The sequence below is a fragment of the Crocinitomix catalasitica ATCC 23190 genome (genome assembly GCF_000621625.1).
Lineage (GTDB): Bacteria > Bacteroidota > Bacteroidia > Flavobacteriales_D > Crocinitomicaceae > Crocinitomix > Crocinitomix catalasitica.
The window spans coordinates 189,083-203,925 of record NZ_JHXV01000006.1 but is presented as its reverse complement, the minus strand read 5'-3'; the positions used below and the strand labels follow the sequence as shown (position 1 = coordinate 203,925).

Sequence of the window (14,843 nt, the reverse complement as noted above, 5' to 3'; positions counted from 1 at the left end):
TTGATTATCAGTTATACTAAGTCGAATAAGCTTAAAATGAAATTGAAAACTACTACATCTTTACTTTTAACTGTTGTCATCACTTTTGGCATAGCATTGTCTTGCTCTACTGAAAAAGATGCCCTGTTGAATATCGGTTATCATAATATGACAGCGCGGTACAACGGTTATTTTAATGCAGGTGTTATCATTGACGAGACTTTGGCTAGTTACAGAGAATCCTATAAAGAAGATTATACAAAATTATTGCCAATTGAGGTTTTGCCATCAGAAGATGAAGTGATTGGTGTAACACCACCACTTGATGACGCTACTAAAAGATTAGAAACTGTTATTGTTAAACACAGTATGCCTAGTCCAGAGGTTGTGACCAATAAAAAAGAAGAACGCTGTAGATGGATTGATGACAATTGGTATTTATTGGCTAAAATCAACTTCATTAAAAAAGAATATAACGATTCAAAGACCAAACTTAACTTTATCATCAATACATATAAAAATGAGACTTCAATTTATGAGGCTTATATTTTATTGGCAAGAGTTCATGTTGCTACTGGTAATTTTCCTGAAGCCAATCGCGTACTTACAATTGTAGAAAAAGCAAAAGAGGATGCTGCAACTGCGGGCAAAGAAAAAGCTAAGAAATCAAAAGTAAAATTAAGCAAGTACCAAAAGAAGAAGAAAAAAGAGGCGGAGAAGAAAGCAGAGAAAAAGAAAGCAGCAGAATTTCCAGAGAAATTACAAGATGATTTAGAACTTGCTTTTGCCGAGAAGTATATTGCGCAAGAAGAGTTTAAAAAAGCAATTGACCATTTAGAAAACGCGATAGAATTAACAAGAAAAAAGAGAATTAGAGCGCGTTACCAATTTATACTCGCACAATTGTATACCAATCTAGGGAATGGTAGTCAAGCAGCAATCAACTACAATTTGGTTGCGAAATCAAATGCGGCTTATGAATTGCGTTTTAAAGCGAAGATATTAAATGCATTGAGCGCAACTTCGGGCAAAGATGTATTGATTAAAGAGCTTGACAAAATGTTGAAGGACGAAAAAAATAGTGAGTATAAAGATCAAATTTATTACGCAAAAGCTGAGTTGGATATGAAAACGCCCGATGAGACTAGTGCAATTGAAAATTATTCGAAATCTGTTTTATGGTCTGTTAACAATAACCGTCAAAAAGGTATCAGTTATTTAAAATTAGCAGACATTCATTTTAACAAAACAGAATACCTCAGCGCACAGCGTTATTATGATAGTTGTGTTCAGGTTTTACCTGAAGATTATCCTGGATTTGAAGGATTACAAAGTAAAGCGAATGGGTTGGCTGATTTGGTTCAGAATTACGAGACGGTTGTTTATGAAGACAGCGTGCAAAGAATTGCATCGATGTCTGACAAAGAACGAATCAAATTCATTGAAAAAACAATCAAAGATATTGAAACTGCAGAAGAACTTAGAAAACAAGAAGAAGAACGAAGATTAATTGCAGCGCAAGATCGAATCAATGCTATTGCTCCAAGTGGCTCGGGTAAATCAGGTAAGAGTTATTTTTCTAATTCAAAACTTGTAGCGTCAGGATTTAACGATTATAGAAAATTATGGGGACAACGTGTTTTAGAAGACGATTGGAGAAGGTCTGATAAAAATTCGGTAGCAGTATTTTTGAATGATGACGGAGAAACAATAGACTCGCTCTCTGAAGATAACGGTTTAACTGTTGAGCAACTTTTAGCAGACATTCCTTTGACCAACGAAGCGATGGATTCGTCCAACAATAAGCTTATGAATTCGCTCTATAATTTAGGGATTATCTATAAGGAGCATTTGGCTGAAGAAAAACAAGCGATCTCTTATTTTAACGAAGTGATTAATAGAAATATTGAGCACGACAAGGTATTGCCGGCATACTACCAATTGTATTTAATTCACACAAAGAATGGTTCACCGAAAGCGGACGGTTACAAGCAATCTATCCTCAATAAATACCCTGAAAGTGAAATCGCTCAAATTTTGATGGATCCAGATTATTTAAAGAAAAAAGAAGATTTAGACAAGGCAGAGTTTGAAGCGTACAAATTAGTGATGTTAGATTATAGTAGACGTCGATATGGACCTGTTATTACTGCTGCAAATAATGTGTTCCAAAACGAGAAAGACAATCAATTCATCAATAAATATTACCTTTTAAAGGCTTTTGCTATCAGTAAAATTGATGCTGGTAATACGAATGCTATTTCAGAACCACTTAAGGATTTAGTACAGCTTTCTCCGGACAGTGAAGAAGGTAAACAAGCAAAAATTTATTTAGGGAAATTACAAACAGGTGAACCTATTGTACCTGAAGATGATCAAACTAAGGCAGAAAACAATGTTGAGGAATCCCCATATGTGGTAAATAATAACGAGAAACATTTTTTCATTCTTGTTTTCCCTAACAATGCTGGAAATGCTAGTAAAGCAAAGGTGAGTATCTCTAATTTCAATAAAAATTTCTTTAGTAAATCAGAATTAAGTTTAACTAATTCTCCACTTGGAAGTGACGACCAAATATTTATTATCCGTTCGTTTAAAGATGCTGACGAGGCGATTAAGTATTTAAAAGGATTTAGATCGGATGCTGCTGTTAAAGATATTGGCAGTCTTGCTAAAGATCACGAAACGTTTGTGATTAATTCTAAAAACTTTGCAACACTTTTCAAAGAAAAAGATATAGCGCAATACATGACTTTCTTTAAAGCGAATTATAATCTATAATTTTTGTTTAGGGCGTATTAGTTTTTGATGAGGAGTTGGGCGTTATTGGACTGGAGTGATAGTTAAGTGTTAGCGCTTACAGGATTCTCTTAAGTTGTAGTATTGAAGGAATAGTTCTTCTTTCCATCTCCTATCTTTTTAGCAACTCTTTTCTAATTTCAAATCTACTTTTAGCTTTAAGCTCGTTGAAATTGATCTTCCGACTTTTTCTTTGTCCGACGAAGCTTTCATCGAGGTTCGAATCCTATGTCGAAGGACTTAGCGAAGATGGATCTTTTGTCCTTCTGTCTCTATATTACCCCTCTTGCTTTCAATTCTAAATACTTATTGATTGTATCTATCGTCAAACTCTCAGGCTTTGTTAAAATGGCTTGAATTCCATTCTTTCGCAATTCTAAAGCAATCTTCTTCTTATCCATTGCATATTTTTCTGCAAACGTCTTAAGATAGATATCTCGAACGAATTTAGGTTCTGATTCTGCCTGTTTAGCCACCTCAGTATTCTCAAAAAACACCACTACTAATACGTGTAGCTGATTAATTTTTTTGAAGATTGGTAAGATTCTTTTTAATGCATATTCAGATTCGATATTGGTGTACAACATCACCAAACTACGTCCTTTAATATGATTCCTGATGCCGTTATAAAGCATCTCATAGTTCGCTTCTAAAAAACGCGTCTTTTGATTGTATAAAACCTCTATTATTTTTTGCAATTGCCTATTCGATCGATCCGCCACTAATTTTGATCCCAATTTATCTGAGAAAGTCATTAAACCTGCCTTGTCACCTTTAAGTAATGAGACATTAGAAAAAGCCAAAGTTGAATTAATCGCATAATCTAACAATGAAAGCTGATTAAACGGCATGCGCATACTCCTACTCTTATCAATTATCGAATAGACATGTTGTGCCCGTTCATCTTGATACTGGTTGACCATTAATTCGTTTCTACGACTGGTTGCCTTCCAATTAATCGATCTAATATCATCGCCTTGCACATAATTCTTTATCTGCTCAAATTCGTTATTATGCCCCAAACGTCTTATCTTTTTAATACCAGACTGTGCCGTTTTTGCAAATACTTTTAATTCGTATTTCTTCATTTGCAAGATCGATGGATAAGTGGGAATATCTTCAATGTGATTCAACCTAATACGGCGTTGGCATAAATCCGTTAATGTAGAAGCGAATACAAGCATCTGTTTGAATTCATAAATACCTCTTTCAGTTGGTCGAACGCTATAATCTACTTGATGAGATTGAAAAGGTGTGAGATTAAATTTGAAATTTAAATCCCGTAATTGCAATTGTACTGGAGCTGTATCATACAACAGAATTTTAACAGGAAAGGAGTAATTACTTAAAATCGATATTTTAACATTATTCTCATCACCCAATGACATCGGATTCGGAACATTCCGCGAAGCTTCTATTGCATCTTTCTTATAGAAAAGAAAAAACACCTCTATCAATACAATGGCTATAAATACAACCAAAATAACTTGCCCTGTAATGAATAGAATTGGATAGATAAAACCCAATACAAAAACGAATGCAATAAGGATAATGCAAATAAAAAATCGATATGAGAGGTAAAGACCTTTAAGTAATTTCATCAACTATCTTGGAACTTCTATTTCATGAACTATTTCTAAAATAATATCCTCTGTTGTCATTCCTTCCATCTCAGCTTCTGGTGTAAGAATTAAACGATGATTTAACACATGTGGAGCAACGAATTGAATATCGTCTGGCACAACAAAATCTCGTCCTTGAATTGCGGCCATTGCTTTCGATGCTTTTAACATTGAAAGCGAAGCTCGCGGAGAACCTCCCAAATACAATTTGGCATGATTTCTTGTTTCATTCGTAATTTTAGCGATATAAGAAATCAATTGATCTTCTATTTTTACTTGCTGAACAATGTCCTGAATTTCTTGCAAATCATTCGCAGAAAAAATGCCGCTAATTTGTTTTAGATCCGGGGCTTGTATATTATTCTTATAGCGTTTCAAAATTTCCTCTTCATCACTTAATGTTGGATAATCGATCTTGATTTTGAATAAAAATCGATCCAATTGCGCTTCAGGTAAATTATAAGTTCCCTCCTGTTCTACCGGATTCTGAGTCGCTAAAACCAAAAACGGGAATGCCATTTTATAGACATGGCTATCATAAGAAATTTGACGTTCTTCCATCACTTCAAATAAAGCGGCTTGCGTTTTAGCCGGCGCTCTATTTATCTCATCAATTAAAATGATATTAGAAAAAATTGGCCCTTGCTTAAAATCAAAAGATCCATCTTTTAAATTATAAACCGAGGTTCCAATCACATCCGAAGGCATCAAATCTGGCGTGAATTGAATTCGACTGAAATCTACAGACAAAGTTTTAGACAATACTTTCGCCGTTAAGGTCTTTGCCACTCCAGGCACACCTTCTAGTAATACATGACCGTTAGAGAAGATTGCAATTAGTAAAAGATCAACCATCTCTGTCTGTCCGATTACAAAATTAGCAATAGCAGCACGCGTATCAACGACCTTTTTCTGAATGAAATTCAGGTTAAGGTTTGATCCGAATATATCTGCTGACTCATTCGTTTCAGCAATAGGTGAGTCTGTCCCTTCACTATGATGTTCAGTATTCGTATTTTCCGCGTTTTGCCCCTCATGCTCATTTGCATTTTCTTGTGGCGTTTCATTTATCGAATTCTCTTCCATTATCTACAAGTTTTATGAAATTGTTCTATCTTTTTATGTAATAAGATCAATGCATCATCTGTTACATTTTTCTCTTTCTCTAATCTTTCAAATTGTTTAAATATCTCTCGAATAAGTGCTGGATCAACATGCGATTTGATGGCAATTTTTTCTACAAACTTCTCATCCCTCTTATTCGATTGAATATAATACCGTTCAGCAATAAAATTTAAAAATGTACGCTCCTTTAATTTAATGAGTTTATTGTGCTTTTTCTCCTGTAAATACAGCGAAGACAGGGTGTCAATATATTGTAATGAGGTGTTTTCTTTCATATCTATAGCAGGAACTAATGGCTGCGTTCTTTTCCCCTTAAAAACAATGTACAAAAGTGCCCCGATCAACAATAAAAAGAGTGCCCAATAAAGCGGTGGATGTTGCATTATAAATTCTAATACACTTCTGCGTTCATCTCCCCCGTCATCATCATTATTATCATTGTGCCATTCTAAATTATATCTATCCCATTGAATGCGTCCGGGAGGCAAATGTTTTAAAACGTTTTCTGCATATTGAAAACCTTCTCTTTTGGTCATTGAAATGTTTGTAAACAAATAAGGATTACTGTGTAAGAAGATATGCCCATTTCCATATTTTATATGAACAAAATTCCATTGATCAGTTGTACTTGATCCAATTGATTGAACAGATTTTAAATGTTCATTGTCAAAAGCAAATTCGTTAAAATAAAACCAAAGTCTTTCTGAGACCTTGTTCTGTTTGATAGATTTAAAAGTGTATCTTTTTGCTGCTAAATCAGGATGATGGAATTTAAAGTGTTGAATTGTATCTGCCAAGACTGAGTCTCTAAAAATCCAATTTCGATCGTAACAAATCTCATCTAAAAATTCGGTTGGAAAATACTCTGCCGACATAAATGCGACATTACCAGCGTCTACAAAATCTAATAAATACGTAGTTGAAGCTTCACTTAGAAAATTGGTTTTCCCAATAAAAAAATAAATATCATTCTCATCAGGATTGTCAACCAGCACATCCGATAATTCTTGATCCAATTCAATGAAGTTACCGAATAAGCCAACAGTGTCGATCAGTTCTTTCATGATATAAGTACCAAAAGGACCAATTTCTGCAGGTTTATAAGATTCTGTCCAATCATCCGAACTGTTTTTAGCAGAACGACTTTGACCAAAAAAGTAAATCAGTACAATAAATACTAAAATTACGCCTCCGAGGATATATATTTTATTCGACTGCTTCACTTATTCAATTCCAAGTTTATCCAAAAATGTTTTAAATCTAGGCTCTAATTCTTTAAACTTATCAGCATCAATTTCACGTTTACCATACCATATTAATTCAAAATAACTGACCGAAATACTAAAATCTCCAAAGGATTCATGACCGGACATCTCTTGCAGATAGTGAATATTCGTTTTTTCTTTTTGCCATTGAATCCAATTCTTCTGCGTTAAACCGCGAATAATAAAAATAAAATAGATTCGGATGGCTCCACGATAATCGCTATTGTCTATAGCCTCTTTCAATAATCTTTCTAATTCTGTCAAGGGGATATCAACAGGATTCACCTCTTCTATCGGTAATGCATCACCAACCTTTGCTCCTTTTTTTTCAATGTTTAAGAATAAATAAACGATCAAGGCAACGATTATTACACCAAAAAGTCCAAGCAAGATGTATCCAAATACCCCTAAACCTTGGAAGGGTGATGGCGAAAAATCATAAGAACTATCTTGCTCCCGTTCTTCGTATTCTTCATTATTTGGTTCACCGTCATATCTACCAGATCCACCATCACCATCACTATTACTCTTAGAAGTACTCCCATTTCTTCTTTGCCCATCCTGATTGGCCCAATCTTTTGGAGCTTCACCGTCTTGGTACTCTACGCCATCTCGCAATTCTTGCCACTTATTCTTATCCAACTGATGGTCGTAAAGCGGATCATTTTGAGCGAATGCTGAAAAGGATATCACAAGAATTAATATGTAAAATACTTTATTCAAAATCTAAATTGGATTCAAAGTTTCTATTGCGCTTACCAAATTGTTCTAATTTATTATACAAACCAGTCGCCGTTGCTTTTTCATTCGCAGAATAATAACAGAATGCGAATGACATAAATGTTAAGGATAAAATAAACATGAAATAAAGCAAATAGATCAATCCATCTACCAGGTTAATAATGATTAAATAATGATCTGTAAATGTGATAAAAATAGTTGTGAGAATTTGATTAATCAAGTTAACCACCCCCATAAAAGGACTTGAAATAACCAGTGAAAACAGCAATGCCACTGCTATAAATCCAGCTAAAGACATTATAATATCCAAATAGGCATGTTTTGCCGAATTTATTCCTTTTCCTATCGCTTTAATGAATGATATTTCTTCAATAACAGCAGTAATTGGAATTAGATTCAAAAATGGAGAAATGAAGAAAAGTAAGATGTATAAATAAACTGGCGAAAAAATAAGAATAGAAAAGATAATCACGGAATAGATAGACAAAGCTATCGCATGTTTTAACATGAATTTAAAATACTGTTTATAAAAATTCTCTTCATGTACTGGTTTTAGACAATAGAAAACAGCTCCTAAAATTAAAGTAAGTATCAGTGACCAACCAATAAATTTATAATACCTGAAATCGTGGTCCGTTCCAAATAAAACACCCGAATATTGATTCCAGCTTAAATGATAATTAAAAGCATTTACATCTAAGTAAAAGATGAGTGCTAATAAGATTAAGGCTATTGGTAAAATTACGCTCATCATGATTTTTGTAAGCGGTCTAATTTTAGTGATAAAGTAGGTAAAGGTATCAGTAAAGATTGCGCCAGATTTTCGAATTTCGTGCCAATTAATTTCTTTTTTTGAAATGAATCTAGGTACTTCTTTTAAAACAATTTTATCTGGATGTCGCTTTGCAACAATGAAAGGATAAATCACATAATACATTATTATAATGAGGAAGGAAGTGCCAATAATTGCGGCCTTTACCCAACTGCCCATGGTTAAATAGTGCCTTGTTACATAACTCTCAAGAAAACCGGCCATAATAAACACAGGAACCAAACTCAATAAAATAATCATGCCTCTTTTAGCCGAGAAAATTAAGGATTGCATTCGCGTGAAACTTTTCGGAAAAATTAAACCATTCCCCAACGTAATTCCTGCTGCTCCGGCGATAACAATTGCTGAGATTTCAAATGCGCCATGGATCCATATTGCCAAAAACGAAGTCAACAATAAACCCTTTGCATGAAACCACCATTGAAAAGCCCCGAGCATGATGCCGTTGGACAATAAAATAACATAACTCCCAAGCGAATAAAATATACCAAAAGTAAAGGCAAAAAATGCGACCCTTATATTATTCATTGTAATACGTAAAAACATATCCCCTTGAGAAGATTCTCCATAGATACCCATTGGGTTTCCATCTTGAATTCTTGCTTCCGTTGCGGAAACATAACTTTTACCTAGAATATACTCGACAAATTCAGGATTGTAAGCTTGTGAGACTGCTCCTACAAAAATTGCCAATGAGAAAAATATAAAAGCTGCTAATAAATTATGGCGACTTCTGTACATTTCAAGTGGAACGGTGAATCGCCAGAAATTGACAAAACTGCCAATTGGTTGTTTCTTTTGCTTATATAGTCGCGTGAAAACACCTTGAGATAACTGATTGAGATATACACGAACAGAGCGCCGAGGGTAAAAGGTTTTCGCATAAGACAAATCCTCTGTAATTTCTGTAAACAATTCTGAAACCTCATCAGGGTCATTATTATTGCTAGCAGAAAATTTTTCAAATCTTGCCCACTTGTCCTTATTCTGTGCTATAAAATCAGTTTCTTTCATTCAAAGTAGTGCTAAAAATAACGTTTTTTTTCAAGCGTAATTAATTAATTCTTATTTGAATAGTACAAATAAATCCGATAAGTGGTCATAAAAGGCAAATCATCGAAAATTGATGCAACTTGAACGATTGAATACTGAGATGTTTGCAGCTAATTTATTATTATTGCAGTCTAAAACCAACTTAAATAGATAAATTATGTTAAAAGAATTCAAAGCGTTTATTTCAAAAGGGAATGTTCTTGAAATGGCGGTAGGTTTAATTATGGCGACTTATTTTGGCGCGATTGTTAAATCATTAGTAGATGATATTATAATGCCTCCAATTGGTAAATTATTGGGTGGAGTTGATTTCTCAAAATTAGCTTACGAAATACAAGCTGCTGGGATTGATGAAAATGGTGAAGAAGTTGCTGCAGTAGCAATTAACTACGGTAATTTCATCAATACTATCATTACTTTTATTATCGTTGCTTGGGCAATCTTTATGGTAGTTAAGGCTTATAATAAAATGAAAAAGAAACAAGAAGAAGCACCAGCTGCTGCTCCTCCTGCACCAACGAAAGAGGAAGTATTATTAGCTGAGATCAGAGACTTACTTAAAAAATAAAAATACAATAAAACAAGAATTAAATGAAGAAGTTATTATTTGCAATAATTGCATTTGGTAGTGTTGTTAGTTTTGGACAGGTTACCGAAGGTGAAGAAACATTAGTTAAAGAAAATACTGACACACTTGACGGGTGGAAAAAAGGTGGTTACTTTTCATTAAACGGAACGCAAGTGAGTTTAACGAATTGGGTAGCCGGTGGTGAAAATTCTGTATCTGTAAACGGTCTTTTTGGTTTATATGCCAACTTAGTTAAAGGCTCAAACACATGGGAGAACAATTTTACAATGGGTTATGGTTTAATGAAGCAAAGTTCTGAATTATTCGGATCTTCAGGTGGAAAATGGATCAAAACTGATGATAGAATTGATATCACTTCAAAATATGGTAGAAGAGCGAGTAAATCGTGGTACTATGCTGCTTTAATGAATTTTAGAACACAATCAACTGCTGGTTATGACTATGCTGTGGATGATGTTACTGAAATCTCAGGCTTTATGGCTCCAGGATATTTCTTAACTGCTATCGGTATGGATTATAAACCAAACGATAACTTCAGTTTATTCATTGCGCCAATTACTTCTAAATTAACTTTTGTTAATGATCAAACTTTAGCAGATGCTGGTAGTTTTGGTGTAGACAAAGCTTTTACTGATGAAAATGGAACTTTTGTTGAAGGGAAAAGATTCAGATCTGAATTTGGTGGATATTTAAGAATGACTTACAAAGTTAAGTTAGCACCGAATATCTCATTCCAAACAAAGGCTGATGTGTTCTCTAACTATCTAAACAATCCTGAAAGATTAGATGTTAGTTGGGAGAATTTAATTGAAATAAAATTGTGGAAATTTTTATCTGCAACCATTTCAACGCACTTAATTTATGATGACGATATTAATATCAGTATTTATAATGATGTTGATAACCCAACGGTTGCGACAGGTTCAGGACCTAGAGTACAGTTCAAAGAAGTATTCGGTTTAGGACTTTCTTGGAAGATCGACCAATAACAATAAGCGTACTAAGTAAAAAGGCGTACAAAAATAGCTTTTGTACGCCTTTTTTATTTCATAAAATGACGATTACTAAGTATAAATACGTATATTTGAACTGAAATTATTATTTACAAACGTATAAAACCCCAAAATAAAATGCGTACTCCATTAATCATAAACAAACTAAAGTTTACTTTTTGTTTAATCTTTGCTTTTAGCTTAAATTCATTTGCCAATTTCTCTATTGAAGGTCGTTACCAAGGTAAGGGCATTTATGTTCAGAGTCCTTCAGACCAAGACGGATTCGGCTTCTGTATCAGTAAAGTGAGTATTAATGGAACTGTTATTCCTGTTGATATTTACTCTAGTGCATTTGAAATTGACCCAAGCGCATACAACTATAATGTTGGCGATAAAATATTTATTGTTTTTGAACATGAAGCAGGTTGTAAACCTAAATTATTGAATCCAGAAGTATTATTACCTACAAGCACATTCATGCTTACAGATATGTCTTGCGCTCCATCTGGGCAACTAAGCTGGGCAACAACTGATGAATCAGGACAACTCGATTTTATTATTGAGCAATTTAAGTGGAATAAATGGGTAGTAGTTGGACAAGTTTTAGGAAATGGAATTCCAAGTTTAAATTATTATACTTTCGATCTTATCCCTCATTCTGGCGAAAATACGATTCGTGTTAGCCAAATTGATAATACGGGTAAAAAACGTATCGCTCAAGAAATAAAATTTATTAGCAGCAATACTATCGTTCCTAAATTAACGAAATCAACAACGAATAAACAGCTATTATTTACAATAGCGGACAAAAGCACTAAAACCAAATTTGAGATTTTTGACAATTACGGAAATATCATTAAAAAAGGATACAATAATCTTGTTGATTATAGCAACTTTAAAAAAGGTGTATATTATATCAATTACGACAATAAAAATGAGAAAATTTTTGTTGATTAAAGTTTAACGATGAACCCTATCATCTCATAAAAAAAAAGACCTTCTGTTTGCTACTCAGAAGGTCTTTTTTCGTTTAGTATTGACCGTGGCTGAAATGTTCTGGCGTTAAATGGTAAGTTAGTAACCTAAAAATCAACCAGTCAATACTTAAACTATTTTCACCGCTATGCGGCTTAACTTAACTCCTCCCGCTTTGAGATTATATTAAGTTGTTGCTTATATCATCTCTATATGTCAATTCGTTTAAAAGGTAACCTGATCTGGTTGATTTATTTTTATTTTCTTTTTACAAAAGGGTAAATCCCAATGATGGCTTTGTAAAATGATTTATCATCTGGAAATATAAATTCTTCTGTTTGTTTTCTATTTTTAGGATTATCAATAGTTAAGTAAATCTTTTTATCTACTTGCTTTAATTCCTTAATCAAAACATAATGCTGTTGTGTTATCTTAAATTTTCCTCCTGGGTTTTTAAATTGATTCCATGATGTCCATGCTATAATTTGATTGCCACTTGATAAATGCTTTTGAATATCTCGAATTGAATGCAAAAATGTTTTCGCTGGAATCAATTGAATACGGAAATAACCCGTTAAGAATTGTTTAATCTGATAAGGCATTGTAATTCCTTGCCAGTTATTTAAAACTGTTTTAGGTTTATTCGCATAACCAGTGATAGGATTATAGAAAGCTTTAATTGAAGTCTGCAAAACAAATTCTGCAGGACTTAAACCAAATCGTTCTTGTTCCACCGTTAAACTTTTACTCGTTTTTATTTTTGATACTAAAAAAGACTTGGGTTGATAAACCCCATTCGCAAATAATTGAGCCGCCATTTTAACCAGCGCAACAGGATCTAAAATTGCCACAACTTTAAGTGCGGTCGTTATTCCACATATTGGATGACTGCTTTGTGTAATTTCTGAAGGATTCTCAATCATTTTTATCAAAGAATCTTTGAACTCCTCAACAGAAATACCAGGGAAAGCAACTTCTAATCCATTACATTTTGGACTAAATTTATTCAATAAATTCAATGCTTGCACTTGCGCTACTCTATTTCCATTCTCCATCATACCCCATACAATACAAAAACGATGCTAAAATTTATAAAAGAGTATTAATTTATGTTAAAACGATTGCTTTCATCTAAAAATGAATATCTTGCATAGAAATAACAAACGCAATATGAGAGTACTTTTTCCTCTTTTTTTAATCCTTTTTAGCTTTTTAGCTAACGGACAACTTCCTTATACAACCAACGAATTTACTTATACGGTGGAAACTGATGTTGAATATGCTCAAGACATTAATTATGTAGGAATCAATGAAAGCCTTTTAATGGATATTTATCGTCCTGTTGGTGATAATAATTGTACCAGACCTTGTTTGGTTTTAATTCATGGTGGCACATTCATCGCAGGGAGTAAAGCTGATGTGAATATTGTTAATATTGCGAGAAGTTTTGCTGAAAAAGGATGGGTTGTTTCCACGATAAATTATCGATTGGGAACGCTAAAAAATAGCTATCACGAGCGTTATGCTTTTTGTGGTGACGACATTGCCGCACCTTGTGCTTATATTTCAGACAGTACAGAAATTTATCGGGCTAACTACAGAGGACAGCAAGATGCTAAAGCTGCTATTCGTTTTATGAAGAATAGACACGAATTGGATTCGACTGACGTGAATAATTTCTTTGTTACAGGTGAAAGTGCAGGTGCATTCATTGCCTTTGCAACGGCATTTATGAATAATGAAACTGAAAAACCTGTTTTCTGCGGAGTTACAGATGATGGTCCAAGCCCTGATGCGGATTTAGAAAGTTGTTTACCTGATGGGTATAGTTTAACTCGACCAGATTTAGGTCCTGTTACGGGAACAAAAAATTTAGGCGGTTTTGATGCTTCCGTTCAAGGTGTAGGCGGATATTACGGTGGTATGATGGATTTAGATATGTTAAACGATGAAACAGATTGGCCTGTTTTGTATATGTTTCATCAAGGGTCGGATGTTGTCGTGAATTATGATTATGGACGGGTTTTAGGTCGAATAGATTGGGAATGTTTTGCACCGACCAGCTTATGCCAACCTTATGCTAAATATCCACGCGCTTATGGATCTAAAGGTATTGAAACGTATCTTGCTACTTTAGGATCAAGTCCTACAAGAACGGTTGAAATTATAGAGAATTATGAATATATGGGTGATTGTTTGGATAACGGTCATTCAATTGATAATTGGATAACCCGGTCGAATAATATGGCTGAATTATATGCAACAAGGGTTCAGGAAAATGGGAATACACCAAATGATGGTCCCTGCTTTGCCGCTATAAATGAATCTCAATTATTGCCTAGTTTTAAAATCTATCCCAATCCAACAGATGCAAAATTTACGGTTAAAATTGAAAATTACAATGTAACTGGGGAATTGAAAATTTATAAAATAACAGGTGAGTTACTATTGACTAAAACAATTCTAAATTCAATTGAACTTGAATTTGAATTTGAACCAGGTGTTTATTTGGTTGACATTAATTCAGGCTCAAAAGTAGACATTGTTAGACAAAAATTAATTGTTTATTAAGCCCTCAATAGCCATACAGCATGACTTAACGCTGTATTCCCGTTTTACCTTTCTTAGCAAATAGTGTTTAATCAGTATTTTATAACGCTATTATAATCAAGTTAATAATTACGCTCAGGCAACCTTTTTAAATTGTCAACCGTTTCTATAACGAATCATAACTACAATTGAATGTTGTTAATTTTAGCAATACTTCGATTTAAAAAATGTTTTATTTAGATTTTAATTGTACTCTTTTTTCTGTGTAAAAAAACAATTATTGTTACTCGAAAAACATAATATTTTATATTACACATG

General features: G+C 33.7%; 11 protein-coding genes. 5 read left to right on the top strand and 6 right to left on the bottom strand.

Annotated elements, in window-relative coordinates; genetic code table 11:
- Positions 1 to 36: 36 nt before the first annotated feature.
- Entirely contained in the window at positions 37 to 2,760 is a 2,724-nt protein-coding gene (gene porW / locus T367_RS0104860; RefSeq protein WP_027418837.1) for a type IX secretion system periplasmic lipoprotein PorW/SprE, read from the top strand.
- A 290-nt stretch (positions 2,761 to 3,050) separates the two neighbouring features.
- On the opposite strand, the gene T367_RS0104855 is transcribed toward porW, so the two are convergent.
- The 5 genes from T367_RS0104855 to T367_RS23660 are packed head-to-tail and all read right to left on the bottom strand — an operon-like array spanning position 3,051 to position 9,377.
- A complete protein-coding gene (locus T367_RS0104855; RefSeq protein ID WP_035842566.1) occupies positions 3,051 to 4,379 on the bottom strand; it encodes a DUF58 domain-containing protein in 1,329 nt (442 codons plus the stop codon).
- Between the two features lie 3 nt (positions 4,380 to 4,382).
- Entirely contained in the window at positions 4,383 to 5,486 is a 1,104-nt protein-coding gene (locus tag T367_RS0104850; protein ID WP_035842482.1) for an AAA family ATPase, read from the bottom strand.
- The gene (locus T367_RS0104845; protein ID WP_027418834.1) at positions 5,486 to 6,748 is read right to left on the bottom strand and encodes a DUF4350 domain-containing protein; all 1,263 of its coding nucleotides are present in this window, start codon (positions 6,746 to 6,748) and stop codon (positions 5,486 to 5,488) included. Before T367_RS0104845 ends, T367_RS0104850 begins: the two co-directional genes overlap by 1 nt.
- Positions 6,749 to 7,513 carry a hypothetical protein gene (locus T367_RS0104840; RefSeq protein WP_027418833.1) on the bottom strand — a complete coding sequence of 255 codons (765 nt, stop codon included), beginning with the start codon at positions 7,511 to 7,513 and terminating at the stop codon, positions 6,749 to 6,751.
- Complete coding sequence (locus tag T367_RS23660) at positions 7,506 to 9,377, bottom strand: stage II sporulation protein M (RefSeq protein WP_051568351.1); 1,872 nt, start codon at positions 9,375 to 9,377, stop codon at positions 7,506 to 7,508. Before T367_RS23660 ends, T367_RS0104840 begins: the two co-directional genes overlap by 8 nt.
- A gap of 196 nt (positions 9,378 to 9,573) precedes the next feature.
- Between T367_RS23660 and mscL the strand changes: the two genes are divergently transcribed.
- The 3 genes from mscL (at position 9,574) to T367_RS0104820 (ending at position 11,957) form a co-directional block, all read left to right on the top strand.
- Positions 9,574 to 9,984, top strand: a complete 411-nt coding sequence (gene mscL, locus T367_RS0104830) for a large-conductance mechanosensitive channel protein MscL (protein ID WP_027418832.1) — start codon at positions 9,574 to 9,576, stop codon at positions 9,982 to 9,984.
- Between the two features lie 23 nt (positions 9,985 to 10,007).
- Entirely contained in the window at positions 10,008 to 10,994 is a 987-nt protein-coding gene (locus T367_RS0104825; RefSeq protein ID WP_027418831.1) for a DUF3078 domain-containing protein, read from the top strand.
- 141 nt (positions 10,995 to 11,135) lie between these two features.
- Positions 11,136 to 11,957 (top strand): hypothetical protein, encoded by an 822-nt coding sequence (locus tag T367_RS0104820; RefSeq protein WP_027418830.1) that lies wholly within the window; start codon positions 11,136 to 11,138, stop codon positions 11,955 to 11,957.
- Positions 11,958 to 12,232: 275 nt separating this feature from the next.
- On the opposite strand, the gene T367_RS0104815 is transcribed toward T367_RS0104820, so the two are convergent.
- Complete coding sequence (locus T367_RS0104815; protein WP_027418829.1) at positions 12,233 to 13,030, bottom strand: hypothetical protein; 798 nt, start codon at positions 13,028 to 13,030, stop codon at positions 12,233 to 12,235.
- A gap of 115 nt (positions 13,031 to 13,145) precedes the next feature.
- Here T367_RS0104815 and T367_RS0104810 point away from each other — a divergent pair, with 115 nt between their 5' ends.
- Positions 13,146 to 14,546 (top strand): carboxylesterase family protein, encoded by a 1,401-nt coding sequence (locus T367_RS0104810; RefSeq protein ID WP_169736024.1) that lies wholly within the window; start codon positions 13,146 to 13,148, stop codon positions 14,544 to 14,546.
- Positions 14,547 to 14,843: the final 297 nt, after the last annotated feature.